This is a genomic window from Streptomyces sp. NPDC048603 (assembly GCF_043199475.1).
In the GTDB taxonomy this organism is placed as follows: Bacteria; Actinomycetota; Actinomycetes; order Streptomycetales; family Streptomycetaceae; genus Streptomyces.
The window spans coordinates 113,917-131,600 of record NZ_JBICVY010000016.1 but is presented as its reverse complement, the minus strand read 5'-3'; the positions used below and the strand labels follow the sequence as shown (position 1 = coordinate 131,600).

Annotated in this window: 12 protein-coding genes; 5 read left to right on the top strand and 7 right to left on the bottom strand. The window is 73.7% G+C overall.

Going from position 1 to position 17,684, the window contains the following annotated elements:
- Positions 1-12: 12 nt before the first annotated feature.
- Positions 13-1,365, bottom strand: a complete 1,353-nt coding sequence (locus tag ACGFQ9_RS32630) for a M16 family metallopeptidase (protein ID WP_393578895.1) — start codon at positions 1,363-1,365, stop codon at positions 13-15.
- Positions 1,366-1,601: 236 nt separating this feature from the next.
- On the opposite strand from ACGFQ9_RS32630, the gene ACGFQ9_RS32625 reads away from it, so the two are divergent.
- Together ACGFQ9_RS32625 and ACGFQ9_RS32620 are read left to right on the top strand one after the other, a co-directional pair.
- On the top strand, positions 1,602-4,058 hold the full coding sequence (locus ACGFQ9_RS32625; RefSeq protein WP_393578893.1) for a DNA topoisomerase (ATP-hydrolyzing) subunit A: 2,457 nt from the start codon (positions 1,602-1,604) through the stop codon (positions 4,056-4,058).
- A 226-nt stretch (positions 4,059-4,284) separates the two neighbouring features.
- Positions 4,285-6,639 carry a restriction endonuclease gene (locus ACGFQ9_RS32620; protein WP_393578891.1) on the top strand — a complete coding sequence of 785 codons (2,355 nt, stop codon included), beginning with the start codon at positions 4,285-4,287 and terminating at the stop codon, positions 6,637-6,639.
- On the opposite strand, the gene ACGFQ9_RS32615 is transcribed toward ACGFQ9_RS32620, so the two are convergent.
- Together ACGFQ9_RS32615 and ACGFQ9_RS32610 are read right to left on the bottom strand one after the other, a co-directional pair.
- Entirely contained in the window at positions 6,618-7,733 is a 1,116-nt protein-coding gene (locus ACGFQ9_RS32615; protein WP_393578890.1) for a CobW family GTP-binding protein, read from the bottom strand. The genes ACGFQ9_RS32620 and ACGFQ9_RS32615 overlap by 22 nt on opposite strands.
- A 14-nt stretch (positions 7,734-7,747) precedes the next feature.
- Positions 7,748-8,935 (bottom strand): citrate synthase, encoded by a 1,188-nt coding sequence (locus ACGFQ9_RS32610; protein WP_393578888.1) that lies wholly within the window; start codon positions 8,933-8,935, stop codon positions 7,748-7,750.
- Between the two features lie 55 nt (positions 8,936-8,990).
- Here ACGFQ9_RS32610 and ACGFQ9_RS32605 point away from each other — a divergent pair, with 55 nt between their 5' ends.
- From ACGFQ9_RS32605 to ACGFQ9_RS32595, 3 genes are all read left to right on the top strand, one after another.
- Positions 8,991-10,226 carry a citrate synthase gene (locus tag ACGFQ9_RS32605; RefSeq protein ID WP_393578886.1) on the top strand — a complete coding sequence of 412 codons (1,236 nt, stop codon included), beginning with the start codon at positions 8,991-8,993 and terminating at the stop codon, positions 10,224-10,226.
- A gap of 463 nt (positions 10,227-10,689) precedes the next feature.
- A complete protein-coding gene (locus ACGFQ9_RS32600; protein WP_393578884.1) occupies positions 10,690-12,285 on the top strand; it encodes an ATP-binding protein in 1,596 nt (531 codons plus the stop codon).
- A complete protein-coding gene (locus tag ACGFQ9_RS32595; RefSeq protein WP_393578883.1) occupies positions 12,282-13,007 on the top strand; it encodes a response regulator in 726 nt (241 codons plus the stop codon). Before ACGFQ9_RS32600 ends, ACGFQ9_RS32595 begins: the two co-directional genes overlap by 4 nt.
- A gap of 9 nt (positions 13,008-13,016) precedes the next feature.
- Here the strand turns inward: ACGFQ9_RS32595 and ACGFQ9_RS32590 are convergent, their stop codons facing one another.
- The 4 genes from ACGFQ9_RS32590 to ACGFQ9_RS32575 all read right to left on the bottom strand — a co-directional run bounded on the left by ACGFQ9_RS32590 (position 13,017) and on the right by ACGFQ9_RS32575 (position 17,658).
- Positions 13,017-14,108: a hypothetical protein gene (locus tag ACGFQ9_RS32590; protein WP_393578881.1), complete on the bottom strand. Its 1,092-nt coding sequence runs from the start codon at positions 14,106-14,108 to the stop codon at positions 13,017-13,019.
- A 53-nt stretch (positions 14,109-14,161) separates the two neighbouring features.
- The gene (locus ACGFQ9_RS32585; RefSeq protein WP_393578879.1) at positions 14,162-15,238 is read right to left on the bottom strand and encodes a hypothetical protein; all 1,077 of its coding nucleotides are present in this window, start codon (positions 15,236-15,238) and stop codon (positions 14,162-14,164) included.
- Positions 15,239-15,595: 357 nt separating this feature from the next.
- The gene (locus tag ACGFQ9_RS32580) at positions 15,596-17,188 is read right to left on the bottom strand and encodes a cation acetate symporter (RefSeq protein ID WP_393578878.1); all 1,593 of its coding nucleotides are present in this window, start codon (positions 17,186-17,188) and stop codon (positions 15,596-15,598) included.
- Entirely contained in the window at positions 17,185-17,658 is a 474-nt protein-coding gene (locus ACGFQ9_RS32575) for a DUF485 domain-containing protein (protein ID WP_393578876.1), read from the bottom strand. Before ACGFQ9_RS32575 ends, ACGFQ9_RS32580 begins: the two co-directional genes overlap by 4 nt.
- Positions 17,659-17,684: the final 26 nt, after the last annotated feature.

The window sequence follows — 17,684 nt, the reverse complement described above, 5'->3', positions numbered from 1 at the left end:
CTGCGGTGTCGCTCACTGCTCCGCCCCCTCGTTCTCGTCGTTCTCGGCATCGTCGGCGTCGGCGTCGGCGGCCAGCGGCTCGTAGGCCAGCACCGCGCGGTTGTCGGGACGCAGCCGCGCGGCGGCCACGGCCTGCACCTCCTCGGCCGTGACGTCGAGCACCCGCTTGACGGCGGTCAGCGCGAGCTGCGGGTCGCCGAACAGCACCGCGAAGCGGCAGAGTTCGTCGGCGCGGCCGGCCACCGTGCCCAGCCGGTCCAGCCATTCGCGCTCCAGCTGGGCCTGGGCGCGCTCCATCTCCTCGGCCGTGGGGCCCTCGGCGGCGAACCGGGCGAGCTCCTCGTCCACGGCGGCCTCGATGGCGGGGATCTCGACCCCGCCGGAGATCTTGACGTCCAGCCAGCCCAGCGAGGGCGCGCCGGCCAGCCGCAGCATGCCGAAGCCGGCCGCGACGGCCGTCTGGTCACGGCGCACCAGGCGGTTGTGGAGCCGGGAGGACTCGCCCCCGCCGAGGATGGTCAGGGCCACGTCGGCGGCGTCGCACTCGCGGGTGCCGTCGTGTGGCAGCCGGTAGGCGGCCATCAGGGCCCGGGCGGGCACCTCCTCGACGAGCTCCTGGCGCAGCTGCTCGCCGATGATCTCGGGCAGCGTGCCGTCGCGCGGCGGCTGCTTGCCGTCGTGTGCCGGGATGCTGCCGAAGTACTTCTCGATCCAGGCGAGGGTCTGCTCGGGGTCGATGTCGCCGACGACCGAGAGCACCGCGTTGTTCGGCGCGTAGTACGTCCGGAAGAACGCGCGGGCGTCCTCCAGGGAGGCGGCGTCCAGGTCGGCCATCGAGCCGATCGGGGTGTGGTGGTACGGGTGGCCGTCGGGGTAGGCCATGGCCGTCAGCTTCTCGAAGGCGGTGCCGTACGGCACGTTGTCGTACCGCTGGCGGCGCTCGTTCTTCACCACGTCGCGCTGGTTCTCCATGGACTCGTCGTCCAGGGCGGCCAGCAGCGAGCCCATCCGGTCCGCCTCCAGCCACAGCGCGAGCTCCAGCTGGTGGGTGGGCATCGTCTCGAAGTAGTTGGTGCGCTCGAAGCTGGTGGTGCCGTTGAGGGAGCCGCCCGCACCCTGGACCAGCTCGAAGTGGCCGTTGCCCTTCACGCTCGCCGAACCCTGGAACATCAGGTGCTCGAAGAGGTGAGCCAGGCCGGTACGCCCCTTGACTTCGTGCCGGGAGCCGACGTCGTACCACAGGCAGACCGCGGCCACCGGGGTCAGGTGGTCCTCGGAGAGCACCACGCGCAGGCCATTGGCCAGCCGGTGCTCGGTCGCTGTCAGGCCGCCGGAGGCGGTCTGCTCGGTGGCCGTGTGACCCATGGGCATGTGGTCCCTTCGATCGCGATGCTGAGATTCCTGTCAGACCTGTCACTGTATGCAAGCGCACCGACAGCCGGAGAAGTTCCCGGCAGCCGGCCACCCCGCGGGGGCGGCCCCGGAACGGCCGGGGAGCGGCCCGGCGGGACGACTCCCCCGGGTCGGGGTCGGCGTTGTCGGTGCTTGGGGCCACAATGGTCCGCGTCAGACCCACGTCATGGTTAAGGAGCGCCGCAGCGATGGCCCGCCGCAGCACGAAGACCCCGCCGCCGGAGGATTTCGAGGAGAAGATCCTCGACATCGACGTCGTCGACGAAATGCAGGGCTCCTTCCTCGAGTACGCGTACTCGGTGATCTACTCGCGCGCCCTGCCGGACGCCCGGGACGGCATGAAGCCGGTGCACCGCCGGATCGTGTACCAGATGAACGAGATGGGACTGCGCCCCGACCGCGGTTACGTCAAGTGCGCCCGCGTCGTCGGCGAGGTCATGGGCAAGCTGCACCCGCACGGTGACGCGTCGATCTACGACGCCCTGGTGCGCATGGCGCAGCCCTTCTCCATGCGGCTGCCGCTGGTCGACGGACACGGCAACTTCGGCTCGCTCGGCAACGACGACCCGCCGGCCGCGATGCGGTACACCGAGTGCCGGATGGCCGACGCCACCTCGCTGATGACCGAGTCCATCGACGAGGACACGGTCGATTTCACGCCGAACTACGACGGCCAGGAGCGGGAGCCGGTCGCACTGCCGGCGGCGTACCCGAACCTGCTGGTGAACGGCGCCTCCGGCATCGCGGTCGGCATGGCCACCAACATGCCCCCGCACAACCTGGGCGAGGTCATCGCGGCGGCCCGGCACCTGATCCGGTACCCGCACGCGGACCTGGAGGCGCTGATGCGCTTCGTCCCGGGCCCCGACCTGCCGACCGGGGGCCGCATCGTGGGCCTGGCCGGGATCAAGGACGCGTACGAGAACGGCCGCGGCACCTTCAAGATCCGCGCCACGGTGGCCGTGGAGGACGTGACGCCCCGCCGCAAGGGCCTGGTCGTGACGGAGCTGCCGTTCACGGTCGGCCCGGAGAAGGTCGTCGCGAAGATCAAGGACCTGGTCGGCTCGAAGAAGCTGCAGGGCATCGCGGACGTCAAGGACCTCACCGACCGCGCGCACGGCCTGCGCCTGGTCATCGAGGTCAAGAACGGCTTCCACCCGGAGGCCGTGCTGGAGCAGCTCTACAAGCTGACGCCGATGGAGGAGTCCTTCGGCATCAACAACGTGGCCCTGGTCGACGGGCAGCCGCTGACGCTGGGCCTGAAGGAGCTGCTGGAGGTCTACCTCGACCACCGCTTCGACGTGGTGCGGCGGCGCAGCGAGTTCCGCCGCGGCAAGCGCCGCGACCGGCTGCACCTGGTCGAGGGCCTGCTGGTGGCGCTGCTCGACATCGACGAGGTCATCGCGCTGATCCGGGAGAGCGAGAACTCGGCGCAGGCCAAGGAGCGCCTGATGCAGCGCTTCTCGCTGAGCGAGATCCAGACCCAGTACATCCTGGACACCCCGCTGCGCCGGCTCACCAAGTTCGACCGGCTGGAGCTGGAGTCGGAGCGCGACCGGCTGAACACCGAGATCGAGGAGCTCACCCGGATCCTCGAATCGGACAGCGAGCTGCGCAAGCTGGTCAGCTCCGAACTGGCCGCGGTGGCGAAGAAGTTCGGCACCGAGCGGCGTACGGTGCTGCTGGAGTCGGCGGGCGCGCCGGTGGCGGCGGTCCCGCTGGAGGTCGCGGACGACCCGTGCCGGGTGCTGCTGTCCTCGACGGGTCTGCTGGCCCGCACCGTGACGGCCGCCCCGCTGCCCGAGGGCGACGGCAGGCGCAGCAGGCACGACCTGATCGTCTCCCAGGTCACGGCGACGGCCCGGGCCGATATCGGCGCGGTGACCTCGGCGGGCCGGCTGCTGCGCATCGCGGTGATCGACCTGCCCCAGCTGCCCGACACGGCCTCCGCACCCAACCTGGCCGGCGGCGCCCCGATCAGCGAGTTCCTGTCCGGCCTGGAGCCGGACGAGAAGGTGGTCTGCCTGACCTCGCTGGACGAGGAGAACTCGCAGGGCCTGGCGCTGGGCACCGAGCAGGGCGTGGTCAAGCGGGTGGTGCCCGACTACCCGGCCAACAAGGAGGAGCTGGAGGTCATCACCCTCAAGGAGGGCGACCGGATCGTCGGCGCGGTGGAGCTGCGCACCGGTGAGGAGGACCTGGTCTTCATCACCGACGACGCCCAGCTGCTGCGCTACCCGGCCGGCCAGGTGCGCCCGCAGGGCCGCCCGGCGGGCGGCATGGCCGGCATCAAGCTCTCCGAGGGCGCCAAGGTGATCCATTTCTCGGCGGTGGACCCGGCTGCGGAGGCGTACGTCTTCACGGTCGCCGGCGGCGCGGGCACCCTGGACGGCTCGGCCACCTCGGCCAAGCTGACCCCGTTCGACCAGTACCCGCGCAAGGGCCGCGCCACCGGCGGTGTGCGCTGCCAGCGGTTCCTCAAGGGCGAGGACGGGCTGGTGCTGGCCTGGGCCGGCCACGCCCCGGCCCGCGGCGCCCTGGCCAACGGCACCCCGGTGGACCTGCCGGAGCCGGACCCGCGCCGGGACGGCTCGGGCGCGCCGCTGCCGAAGCCGGTGGACGTGGTGGCGGGCGCCGCGCTCTGACACCTGTACCGGACCTCGTGCCGGACCTCGTACCGGACCGGCCGCGGCTCCACCCGCCGCGGCCGGTCCGGGCAGTCCGGGCGATCCCGGCGGTCCGGGCGGTCCGGGCGGTCCGGGCGGTCCGGTCAACACCGGGTGGTCCGCGGCCCGTTTCGGGCCGTTAAGGTCTTGGTGACGCAGCCGGCCCTTCGTGTCGTAGCGGCTGCGGGTGGGGGGAGAGCCGCTGATGAGCCGTCGTTCGAACGGTCCGCTGCAGACCTGGGCAGCCATCCAGCGGCAGCAACAGGAGGCGGAACGGCGGCAGCGCGCCCACGAGCGCGAGGTCGCGCAGGGGCTGCGCCGCCAGGAGGCCGCCTACCGGCGCCACCGCGCGGCCGAGGCCCAGCGCCGGACCGAGCAGCTGGAGGCCCGGACGGAGGCCCTGCGCGGGCTGCTGGCCGCCGGGTGCCGCGCCCCCGCCTTCCGGGCCGGCGCCGCGCAGCGGCTCCCGGAGCAGGTGGAGCCCTTCGACCCGGGGCACCTGGCGCATCCGGTGCCGATGCCCCAGCTGGCGCAGTTCCAGGCACAGACCGGCTGGTCGCTGACCGCGGGCCAGCGGCAGCGGGCCGAGCGCGAGGCGCACGCCCGCTACACCCAGGCCTGGCAGGCGGCGCACGCCGCCGAGGCCGAGCGGCAGCGGCAACTGGAGGCCCTCCGCAGGCAGTACGACCGTTGGGCGGAGCAGCGGATCGCCGAGATCCGCCGACACAACGAGGTGCTCGCAGGGCGGGGCGGCGCACTGCGCGCCGGGGACCCCGACGCGGTCGTCGACCACTTCTCCGAGGCCCTGGACGCCGCTCCGGGCTGGCCGCAGGAACTGCCGCGGCAGCACGAGGCCTCGTACGACCCGGCGGCCCGCCGGCTGGTCGTGGACTGGGAGCTGCCCGGCTTCGACGTGGTACCCGAGGCCAAGGCCGTGCGGTACGTGCCGAGCACCGACCAGGACAAGGAGACCGCCCGGCCGGTCACCCAGCGGCGTGAGCTGTACCGGGACGTGCTGGCGCAGTGCGTGCTGCTGGTCGTGCACCGGGCGTTCGCGGCGGACGAGTCCGGCGTGCTGGATTCGGTGGTGGTCAACGGCTTCCTGGACGGGCACGATCCGGCGACCGGCCGGCCGTCCCGGATCCACCTGGCGACCGTGCGGGCCGACCGCTCCGCGATGGCCGGGCTGCACCTGGAGCAGGTGAGCGCGGTGGACTGCCTGGTGGACGAGCTCCGCGGGCAGCTGTCGGCGCGCCCCGACCAGCAGACGGCCGTACGGCCCGTGCAGCAGGCCCCGGAGGCGGGCCGCGGCACCGGACCGGCGGCCGGACCCGCCGCCGGAGCCGTGCGGGGCACCGGGACCCCGGGCGCCGCGGGCGGTGGGAACGGCGGGCCGGAGCCCGATCTGTTCGTCATGGACCCGATCGAGTTCGAGGACCTGGTCGCCGAGCTCTTCCGGGCCATGGGCATGGAGGCCGTGACCACCCAGCGGTCCGGGGACGGCGGGGTGGACGTCGAGGCGGTGGACCCGACGCCGATCCGCGGCGGGCGGATCGTGGTGCAGGTCAAGCGCTACCGGAACACGGTGCCGCCGACGGCGGTCCGGGACCTGTTCGGGACGGTGCAGGACCGCGGCGCGAACAAGGGCGTCCTGGTCACCACCTCCTCGTTCGGGCCCTCCTCGCACCGGTTCGCGGAGGGCAAGCCGCTGGAGCTGGTGTCCGGGCCGGACCTGGTCGAGCTGCTGCACCGGCACGGGCTGCGCGGGCGGCTGGGCGGCGGCCCGGCGGGCGCGCCGCCGGCCCCGGCCGCACCGCCCTCCCCGGCGGGCTCCCCTGCGGGTTCCTCGGCGGGTTCCTCGGCGCGCTCCTCGTCCACGGCGGACGCCTGGGCCCCGACCCTGGCCGCGCTGCCGCTCCCCCAGGTGCCCCCGGCGCCGCCCGCGATGCCTTCCGCTCCGCCGGCGGCCCCCGCCTTCCCCTCGGTGTCCACGGCGCCCACCGTGGCCGCGATGCCCGCGGTCGCCGCGGCGGGGCCCGCGGTCGCTCCGCAGGCTGCCGGCCGCATACCGGCGGACGCGTTCAACGTGCTCGGGCTGAACTGGACGGGCGGCGTCCCGCTCGACGTGTGCGCGCTGGTCTGCCGGGGCGGGGAGGTGCTGAGCGAGGAGCACCTGGTGTTCTTCAACAACCCGGGCACCCCCGACGGTTCCGTGCGGGCCCGGCAGCAGGCCGCGCCGGACCGTGCCGCGCTGGAGGTGGCCTTCGACCACCTCCCGGACCGGGCCGACCGGCTGGTGCTGGTCGCCGCAGTGGACCCGGAGGAGGCCCCGGCAGGCGACCTGGCCGGCTTCTCGGGGGCGTTCGTACGCCTGCTGGGCCCGGCCGGGGAGGAGCTGGACCGGCTGGAGGTCGGCGACGGCCGGCCCGGCGAGACCGCGCTCACCCTCGGCTCGTTCCGGCGCCGGGCGAACGGAGACTGGGACTTCGTGGCCGGCGGCCGCGGCTACCGGGGCGGTCTCGCGGAGCTGCTGGGCGACTACGGCGTCGAGGTCGCCTGAGCGTCCGGGACGGAGCGCGGGTCCCGCTCGGGCTCCGGCTCCGGCTCCGGCTCCTGGTGTACGTACCGCAGCACGCCCCACATGGTGTCGGGGCCGAGACGGCCCGGGTCGGGCTCCCGGCAGTCCTCGAGCCCCGCGAGCAGGGCGGCCCCGTCGGTGCCGGAGCCGATCATCACCAGCTGGGTCCGGCGGGGTTCGGTCCGGCCCCAGGGATGCGGGGCGAACCGCAGGAACCTGCCCACGGCATGGACCTCGTACTTCTCCTCGTGACCGGGGACGCCGAAGTACACGTAGCCCTTGATCCGGTACAGGCCGTGCGGGCGGCCGTCGAGGAAATCGATGAACCGGCGCGGGCTGAGGGCGCCGTCCGCCGTGAACTCGGTGCTCTCGTAGTGCGCGTGGGCGTGCCCCTCGTGGTCCTCGGCCTCCGCGAGCAGGTCCTCGAACGACAGCTGGCCCCGGGTCTCGGTCCAGGGCCTCCGGTCGAAGAGGATCTCCGGGTCGATCCGGCCGTGGTCGGCGGGGACCACCGGGATGCCGGGGCACAGGCCGGCCAGCACCTCCTCGATGCGGGCGGACTCGGCCGGGTCCACGCGGTCGGTCTTGTTCAGCACGACGAGGTCGGCCACGCCCAGGTGGCGGTCGGTCTCCGGGTGCCGGGCCCGGGTGGCGTCAAACTCGGCGGCGTCCACCACCTCGACCATCCCGCCGTACCGGATGGCGGGGTTCTCACTGGCCACCAGCATCCGCACGAGCTCCTGAGGCTCGGCCAGCCCGCTCGCCTCGATGACGATCACGTCGATGCGGTGCTGCGGCTGTGAGAGCTTCCCGAGGTAGAGGTCGAGCTCGCTGCCGTCCACCGCGCAGCACAGACAGCCGCTGCCGAGCGAGACCATGGAGTCGCCGACCTGGCCGGCGACCTTCATGGCGTCGATCTCGATGGAGCCGAAGTCGTTGACCACCACGCCGATCCGGGTGCCCCGGGCGGCCCGGAGCAGGTGGTTGAGCAGGGTGGTCTTGCCGGAACCGAGGAATCCGGCGAGTACGACGACGGGAATGGGCTGCCTGCTGTTCGCCCGGGCGCTGCTGTTCACCCGGACGATCGTAGTCAGCCCGCCGCCGGAACGGGCTGCGGCGGGGTGGGTCCCACGTACCGGGCGGCCGGGCGGATGATCTTCGAGTCGGCCGCCTGTTCCAGGACGTTCGCACTCCATCCGACCACCCGTGCCACGCAGAAGGTGGGGGTGAACATCTCGCGCGGCAGGCCGCACAGCTCCATGACCACGCCGGCGTAGAACTCGACGTTGGTGTGCAGTTCACGGCCCGGCTTCAGCTCCGCGAGGATCGCCTCGACCCGCTCCTCGACCTCCACGGCGAAGTCCGCCAGCGGCCCGCCGAATCCGCGCGCGATCTCCCGCAGCATGCGGGAGCGCGGGTCCTCGGTCCGGTAGACGGGGTGGCCGAAGCCCATGATCCGGTCCCCGGCGCGTACCCGTTCGCGGATCCACGGGTCGATCCGGTCCGCGGTGCCGATCGCGTCGAGGGTGTCCAGGGCCCGGCTGGGCGCCCCGCCGTGCAGCGGCCCGGAGAGCGCTCCGATCGCCCCGGTGAGGCAGGCCACCACGTCCGCCCCGGTGGAGGCGATCACGCGGGCGGTGAAGGTGGAGGCGTTGAAGCCGTGGTCGACGGTGGAGATCAGGTAGCGCTCGACCGCCCGGGCCCGGACCGGGTCGGGTTCCTCACCGGTCAGCATGTACAGGTAGTTGGCGGCGTACGGCAGGTCCTCGCGCGGCTCGACCGGCTCCAGGCCCTGCCCGAGCCGGTGCAGGGCGGTGAGCAGGGTGGGTACGGCGGCGCAGGCGGCCAGCGCGTCGGCTGCCCGGCGGGCCGGGTCGAGGTCGTACAGCGGGCGGAACCCGGCCGAGGCGCCCAGCAGCGACAGCGCGGTACGCAGGCCGGCGAGCGGACCGGAGGCGGCGGTGGACCGGGCGAGGGCGGGCAGGGCCGTCCGTACGTCCTCGGGGAGGCGGCGCAGCGGGGCCAGCTCGGCGGCGAAGGCGGTCCGCTCGGCGGGGCCGGGCAGGGTGCCGCGGAACATCAGGTGCCAGACGTCCTCGAAGCCGCGGCGCTCGGCCAGCTCGACGGCCGAGTACTGGCGGTAGTGGTAGAAGCCCTCGCGGCCCCGGACGTCTCCGAGCGCGGTCTCGGTGACGACGACGCCCGCGAGTCCGCGGGGAGCGAGGCCATCGGTGATCTCGGTATGGGTGGCGGTTGCATTCACGACTCGACCATCCATGCTTGATGCAGTCTGAGTCAATCTTGATTCAATCAATATATGTAGGGTGGGGTGCATGAATGACCGGCTCACCACCCGCGAGGCCGCCGAACTGCTCGGTGTGAAGCCGGCGACGGTGTACGCGTACGTCAGCCGCGGCCTGCTGGGCAGCCGCCGCGACCCGGTGGGCCGGGGAAGCACCTTCGACGCCGCCGAGGTCGCCGCGCTGGCACGACGCAACCGCCGGGAGGCCGCAGCCCCGTCCGGCGAGCTCGCCGTGCGCACCGCGCTGACGCTCATCGAGCCGGACCGCTACTGGTTCCGCGGCGTGGACGCCGTCGAGCTGGCCGGCCGGTACGGCTACGAGGAGGTCGCCGAGTGGCTGTGGACCGGGCGGCTGCCTCGCGGGACCCGCTTCACGGCCCCGCCCGAGCTGCTGGCGGCAGCCCGCCGGGCGGTGGCGGCGCTGCCCGACCACAGCGGGCCGGTGGACCGGCTGCGGGTGGCGACGGCCGCGGCGGCGGTGGCGGACCCGCTGCGCTTCGACCTGTCGGAGGAGTCCGTGCTCGGGGCGGCCCGGGGCCTGATCCCGACCCTGGTCGGTTCCCTGCCGGTGCTCGGCACCGAGCCGCCGGCCGGCGGCGGGGAAGCCGGCGGGCACGGACTGGCCGGACAGCTCTGGCCACGGCTCACCGGGCTCCCGCACGACCCCTCGGCCGTTGCGGTGCTGGACCTCGCGCTCGCCCTGCTCACCGACCACGACCTGGCCGCCTCCACGCTCGCGGTCCGGGTCGCGGCCTCGTCCAGGTCCCACCCTTACGCCTGCGTCTCGGCCGGCCTCGGCGCCCTCGAAGGCCCGCTGCACGGAGGGGCGGGGCCGCTGGCGCACCGGATGCTGCTGGACGTGCTGGAGCGCGGCGGGGCCGCCCCCGTGGTCGCCGACCACCTGCGGACCGGCCGCCGGGTGCCGGGACTCGGGCACCGGCTCTACCAGGGCGAGGACCCCCGCGCCGGCGCACTGTTCGCGCGGCTCTCCGCACTGGACGCCGCCGCACCGGCGCTGGCCGCCGCCCGGGAGGTGGTCGCGGTCACCGCCCGCCAGGGCCGGGGGCTGCACGCCAACGTCGACCTGGCGCTCGCCGTCCTGACCGTGTCCTACGGGATGTCCGCGGAGGCCGGGGAGACCGTGTTCGCGGTGGCCCGCACCGCGGGCTGGATCGCCCACGCCCTGGAGGAGTACGGCGAACGCCCCCTCCGCATGCGCCCCACCGGCCACTACACCGGCCCCCGCCCACCCCAGCCCCTCCCCTGACGTCTGGCGCGGGGAACTGCGCGACAGGCCACAACGGGCCCGCAGGCCCGACACCGCGGGCCCGCCCCGAACCAGGGCTGGGTCCCGAGCCGGGCGGCATGGGCGCCACCTCCGCCCCCAGGGGCGCGGGGAACTGCGCGACCAGCCACAGCCGGCCCGCAGACCCGATACACCCGGGCCCGCCCCTGACCGGCGGCCAGGGTCCCGGTCGGGGCGGCCTCCGACTCAGCCGGGCGTCCGCGGCCGGGCGGCATGGGCGCCACCTCCCGCCCCGCCAGGGGCGCGGGGAACTGCGCGACCGGCCACAGCCGGCCCGCAGGCCCGGTACGGCGGGGCCGCCCCGAACCGGAGCGGGTCCCGGGCCGGGCGGCGTGGGCCCAGGACCGGCCCATCCGGCCCGCACGGCCGCACGGCCGGAGGCGCGCATTCCCCGCGGGAGCGAATCGGCTTACCGTGGGGCGCCATGAGCACATGGCGCGCCCCGCGGTTCCCCCGGCGGGCGGTCTCCCAGATCCTGCTGACCCAGCTGGCCATCGCCGCCGGGGTCGCCGTGCTGGCCACGGGGCTGTTCCTGGCCCCGCTCGGCGCCCAGCTCGACGACCAGGCGATGCGGCGCGCCCTCGCCATCGCCCAGAGCACCGCCGCCGACCCCGCCGTCTCGGCCGGCCTGCTGGACTCCGCAGCCACCGCGGACGGTCCCGTGCAGACCGCCGCCGAGCGGATCCGCCGCGCAACCGGCGCCGAGTACGTCGTCGTCCTCGACCGGCACGGCATCCGCCGCTCGCACCCGAGCCCGGACCGGATCGGGCTGCCCGTCTCCACCGACCCGAGCCGGGCCCTCGCCGGGTACGAGGTGATGGAGATCGACGAGGGCACCCTGGGCCGCTCGGCCCGCGGCAAGGTGCCGCTGCTCGCCGCCGACGGGGAGATCGTCGGCGCCGTCTCGGTCGGCATCGCCTACGACAGCGTCCGGGACCGGCTGCTCGGCGCCATCCCCGGCCTGCTCGCGTACGCGGGCGGCGCGCTCGCCGTCGGCGCGCTGGCCGCTTGGCTGATCTCCCGCAGGATCCAGCGGCAGACCCGTGACCTGGCCTTCTCCGATATCTCCGGGCTGCTGGCGGAACGAGAGGCGATGCTGCACTCCATCCGCGAGGGCGTGGTCGCCCTCGACCGCGACGGCCGCGTCCGCCTGGTCAACGACGAGGCGGCCCGGCTGCTCGGCCTCGACCCGGACGCCCTCACCGGACGCCCGGTGGCGGAGGCGCTCGGCCCCGGCCGCACCGCCGACGTGCTGTCCGGCCGGGTCACCGGGCGCGACCTGCTCGCCGTCCGGGGCCCCCGGGTCCTGGTGGCGAACCGGATGCCCACCGAGGACGGCGGCGCCGTCGCCACCCTCCGCGACCGCACCGAGCTGGAGCACCTGAGCCGCGAACTCGACTCCACCCGGGGCCTGATCGACGCCCTGCGCGCCCAGGACCACGAGCACGCCAACCGGCTGCACACCCTCCTCGGGCTGCTGGAACTCGGCCTGCACGAGGAGGCGGTGGAGTACGTCACCGAGGTGGCCGGGGTGCACCGGAGCACGGCCGAGCAGGTCACCGAGAAGGTCGGCGACCCCCTGCTGGCCGCCCTGCTGGTGGGCAAGGCCACGGTCGCCGCCGAGCGCGGAGTCGCCCTGCGGCTGGCCGGATCCACCCTCCTCCCCGACCGCCTGGTCGACCCGGGCGGTCTCGTCACCATCCTCGGGAACCTGGTGGACAACGCCCTGGACGCGGCGGCGGGATCGGAGGGCGCCCGGGTCGAGGTGGAGCTGCGCGCGGAGGGCCGCACCGCCGTCCTGCGGGTGCGCGACAGCGGGCCCGGGGTCCCCGCCGCACGGCGCGAGGAGATCTTCACCGAAGGCTGGTCCACCAAGCAGCCCAAGGCCCACCGGGAGCGGGGCCTGGGGCTGGCACTGGTCCGCCGCCTGGCGGAGCGGCAGGGCGGCAGCGCCCGGGCCGGCGAGGCGGCGGACGGCGGCGCGGAGTTCTCCGTCGTCCTTCCGGAGGCCCTGCGATGAGCGGCGGGCCGGGCAGCGGGACGACCACCGGGGCCATCCGCGTCCTGGTCGTCGACGACGACGTGCACGTCGCCCGGATCAACGCCGCGTACGTGGCGCGGGTTCCCGGATTCGCCGTGTCCGGGCAGGCACATTCCGCGGCCGAAGCCCTGGATTTCCTCGGCGGCCACCCGGTGGACCTGGTGCTGCTGGACCACTACCTGCCGGACGGCAACGGCCTGGACCTCGTACGCCGGCTCCGCCAGCTCGGCCGGCAGACCGACGTGATCATGGTGACGGCCGCACGGGACCTGGCCACCGTCCAGTCGGCCATGCGGCTGGGCGCCCTCCAGTACCTGGTCAAGCCGTTCACCTTCGCCGGCCTGCGCGCCAAGCTGGAGGCGTACGCGGCACTGCGGCGCACCCTGGACGAGGGCGGGGAGGCCGAACAGGCCGAGGTCGACCGGATCTTCGGAGCGCTGGCCGGCGCCGCGGGCCCGGTGGACCTCCCCAAGGGACACTCCCCCACCACCGCCGAACTGGTCCGGCAGGTGCTCCGTACGGCCGACGGCCCGCTCTCCACCCAGCAGATCGCCGACCGGGCCGGGATCAGCCGGCAGACCGCCCAGCGCTACCTCAAGCTCCTGGACCGGGCGGGCCGGGTCCGGCTCACCCTCCGCTACGGCGAGACCGGCCGCCCCGAACACCGCTACGCCTGGATCCCGGCCGGGGCTGAGCGCTAGGCGGTGTCCTTACCGCTTGTGCCCGTGCCGCACGTCCAGGCACAGCGCCCAGACGTCGGAGTAGCTGCCCGGAGAGGGCGTACCCCCGCTGTGGGTGGCCGCCGTCCAGTACGACGGGTTGGAGCTCCCGTCGGCGAACGGGGTGCCGGCGGCGTCGCTGGGGAAGCTGCCGTTGAGGTGGGGGCCGCCCGAAGTCGCCTTGGTGAAGTCGGTCGTGGTGACGTTGCCCCCGCTGATGGCGGCGCCGCCGCTGACCAGCCGTCCGTCCTCGCGGGAGCAGCCGACCGTCGCGGTCTGTCCGGTGGAGCCCGTGTTCGGGCCGCTCACCTCGTTGAAGCGGACCGTCGTCGAGACGTGCTTGAGGCGGATGTCGTCCGTGCTGCAGATCGCGTAGGCGTAGGTCATGTTGTTCTGGTCGCGGCCGCCGCCGATCCCGCCGACGGCCGTCCAGGAGTCGGGGTCGGTCTCGCCCTCGCCCGCGGCGATCGTGCCGAAGTGGTGCGCGGCGTCATTGAAGGTGGGGAAGCTGGCGACGGGCTTGAGGCTGCCGACGCTGGCCGGGGTGCTGCGGGCGCCGCCGCCGATCAGGACCGTGCCGGCCGGGCAGGTCGCCGTCACGATGCGGGCCGACAGCCCGACGGAGGGCCCGGGGGCCTTGTTCATGACCACCTGGGTGTGCCTGATCAGGTTGCTGTGGAGGCATATCGCGTAAGGCGTGGTGGAGAAGGCGTGGCTGCTGCGGCTCCCGCTTCCGCCGAACGCCATCCAGTGCGTGGCGTCGGTGCCGACGATCCCGGGCGTGTCGGTGTACTCGGTGACGCCGTCGGCGCTGGGCACCATGCCCATCACATGGTTGCCGTTGGCCATCTCGTCGGTGCCGATGGCCTGGTCGGCCCCGCCGCCGGAGACGAGACCGTCGGCGCAATCGGCGTTTGACGAGACGCCGGTGAAGGGGGTCGCGGGGCCCATGGTGGCCCCGGGGGTGCTGACGGTGACGTCGGCCGTCTTGGCATACGCGGCTCCCGGCACCGTCACGGTCAGCAGGCCGGCCAGGATCAGCGCCGTGGCCGTGGCGGAGCTCCGCCGAAGTTTCGTGCTCATCGGAATCTCTCTCTTGTTTCCTCGTGCGTGGCTGGTTGAGGGCAACCGCTGCCTCAGAGGCCGTCGTTGGCGCACAGCGCCCAGACGTCGGTGTCGGTGCCCGGCGAGCTCTGTCCGCCGGTGTGGGCGGATGCCGTCCAGTACGCCGCCGTGGTGGTCCCGTCGCCGACCGCGGCGCCGCCGGAGGTACTGGGGAAGCTGCCGTTGAGGTGGTCGCCGCCCGAGGCCGGGCCGGTGAAGTCGGTGGTCGTCACGTTGCCCCCGCTGATCGCGGCGCCCCCGCTGACCAGGTTCCCGTCGCCCTGGCCGCAGCCCACGGTCGCCGTCTGGCCGGTGCTCCCGCTGGTCGGGCCGCTCACCTCGCTCTGACGGACCGTCACCGTGGCTCCGCTGACGTTGATGCCGCTTCCGCTGCAGATCGCGTAGGCGTAGGTGTAGTTGGCGCTGTTGGAGTTGCCGTCCCAGCCGACGGCCGACCAGGAGTCGGGGTTGGTCTCCCCGTCCGCCGCGGCTTTGGCGCCGTAACTGTGGGCGGAGTTGTTGAAGGTGGGGAAGCTGGCGATCACCTTGTAGCTGCCCGTGTCGCCCGGCGTGGTCCGGGCACCGCCGCCGAGCAGGCGGGTGTTGGCCGGGCAGGTCGCCGTGACGCGGCCCACCGTCGCCCCGGTGGTGGGGGTGTTGGCCTTGTTCATGACGACCTGGGTGTGGTTGATCAGGTTGCTGGTGAAACACATCGCGTACGGGGTGCTGGAGAAGGAGGCGTTGACCTGCCCCCCGCTCCCGCCGATGCCCAGCCAGTGCGTCACGTCGGTGCCGACGACACCGGTGGAGCCGGTGTATTCGGTGGTGCCGTCGGAGCTCGGCGAGGTGCCGTTGACGTGGTTGCCGTTCACGCCCGCTCCGGTTCCGATGGCCTGGTTGATCCCACCGCCGGAGATCAGGCCACTGGCGCAGTCCGCGTGGGTGGATATCTCGGAGCTGGAAGAGGCGGGGCCGCTGGTGGCACCGGGGGTCTTCACGGTCACGCTCACGGTGTTGGCGTAGGCGGATCCCGGCAACGCCAGGGCCAGTACGGCGCCCAGGACCAGCGTCCTGCCCGTGGCGAAGCGGCGCAGAAGTCTTGAGTTCATGTGGATCTCCCCATCTGACGGGCGATAAGCGACCAGCGCTGAGCGGGCGATGGGCATCGAAGAGGGCGCGGGCGGTACGGAGTGGTGTCCGGAAGAGGGGCACGGGCGTCGTCGGTGCGGAATTGCCACGGCATCACAACGGCTGCCTGATTCGCGGATGTACGCCGCGCAAGGGCAGACCCGGGGTTCGGACCGGCCATCTCGCCACCCTGTCCTGAGCAGCGCATGCGGACTCTAGCAGCCCTTAGCCCGTGCATCTACATAGGCGTTTCGTACTTTCGAGTAGCAGATGCGCATGTGGAAGCCCGGCCCTCCCCAGGCACTGGGGAGGGCCGGGCTTCCACGACCGGGGGTGCCTCAGACGGCCCCCGCCCCGGTCAGCGAGCGCACCTCCGTCTCCGCGTACTTCACCGGGTCCGGGGCCTCGCGCGAGGTGACGGTGCCGAGCCAGCCCGCCAGGAAGCCCAGCGGGATCGAGACGATGCCCGGGTTCTGCAGCGGGAAGAACCCGAAGTCCACGCCCGGGAACAGGGCGTCCGGGCTTCCCGAGACCACCGGCGAGACCACCACCAGCAGGACGGCCGGGACCAGGCCGCCGTAGACCGACCACACCGCGCCCCGGGTGGTGAACCCGCTCCAGAACAGCGAGTACAGCAGCACCGGGAGGTTGGCCGAGGCCGCCACCGCGAAGGCCAGTCCGACCAGGAAGGCCACGTTGAGGTCCTGGGCCAGCAGCCCCAGTCCGATCGCCACCGCGCCGATGCCCACGGCGGCCAGCCGGGCCACCGCCACCTCGCTGCGCTGCTTCGCACGGCGCCGGCGCAGGGAGGCGTACAGGTCATGGGCCACCGAGGCCGAGGAAGCCAGGGTGATCCCCGCGACCACGGCGAGGATCGTGGCGAACGCGATCGCGGCCACCAGGGCGAACAGCACCGCGCCTCCGGTGGAGTCGGCCCCGCCGCCGAGGAAGGCCGCGAGCAGGGGCACCGCCGTGTTCCCCGAGGCGTTGGAGTCCCGTACGGCGTCCGGACCGACCAGTGCGGCCGCCCCGAATCCCAGCACGATGGTCATCAGGTAGAAGCCGCCGATGAGGGCGATCGCCCAGACCACCGAGCGGCGGGCCGCGCGGGCCGTCGGCACGGTGTAGAAGCGGGACAGGATGTGCGGCAGGCCGGCGGTGCCGAGCACCAGGGCCAGGCCGAGGCTGATGAAGTCGAAGCGCGCGGTCCAGTCGCCGCCGTAGCGCAGGCCCGGCCCGAGGAAGGCCGCGCCCTGTCCGCTGCGTTCGGCGGCGGCGGACAGCAGCCGTCCGAAGTCCCCGTGGAACCGGAGCAGGACCAGCACGGTGAGGGTGATCGCGCCGCCCATCAGCAGCACGGCCTTGACGATCTGGATCCAGGTGGTGGCCCGCATCCCGCCGAAGGACACGTAGAACACCATCAGGGCACCGACACCGATCACCGTCCAGGTGCGGGCGGCCGCGCCGCTGCTGCCGAGCAGCAGCCCGACCAGGCTGCCCGCGCCGACCATCTGCGCGACCAGGTAGAGCACCGAGACGGTGACCGAGGAGGCTCCGGCGGCGATGCGGACCGGCCGCTCGCTCATCCGCGCGGCGACCACGTCGGCGAGGGTGAACCGGCCGCAGTTGCGGACCAGCTCGGCGACCAGGAAGAGCACCACCAGCCAGGCGACGAGGAAGCCCACGGAGTAGAGCATCCCGTCGTAGCCGAAGAGCGCGATCAGGCCGGAGATGCCCAGGAAGGAGGCGGCCGACATGTAGTCGCCCGCGATGGCGAAACCGTTCTCCAGGGGGGAGAACAGCCGGCCGCCGGCGTAGAACTCCTCCGCCGAGCCGTGCCGGTTGCGGCTGACCCAGGTGGTGATGCCCAGGGTGACCGCGATGAAGAGGCTGAACAGGACCAGGGCGAGGGCCTGGTGCTCGGCGGTCACCGGCCGGCTCCCCGGGCGTGCTCCTCGTCGAAGACCGTCCACCGCAGGTCGAGCGCGGCGCGGTCCCGCCGCAGCCGGGCGTGCCGGGCGTACGCCCAGGTCAGCAGGAAGGTGCTGAGGAACTGGCCGAGTCCCGCCAGCAGCGCCACGTTGACCGCGCCGAACACCGGGCGGGCCATCAGGCCGGGTGCGGCGGTGGCGGCGACCACGTAGGCGACGTACCAGAGCAGGAAGGCCGCGGTCGCGGGGACCACGAAGCGGCGGTACCGGCGGCGGACGTCCTGGAAGGCCGGACTGCGCTGCACTTCCAGATAGATCTCGGCCGCCGTACGGGCCGTGTGCTCCTCGGCCCGGTCCGGGTCGGGTTCCTCGCCCGCGCGCTCGCCCTCGCCCCAGCCGGCGGCCAGCGCGTCGTACCAGGGATCATCGAGCCGGATCGTTCCGGCGTCGCGACCGTCGTGCTTGTCCACCGAGCTCTCCTTGGTCGCGGCCGCTG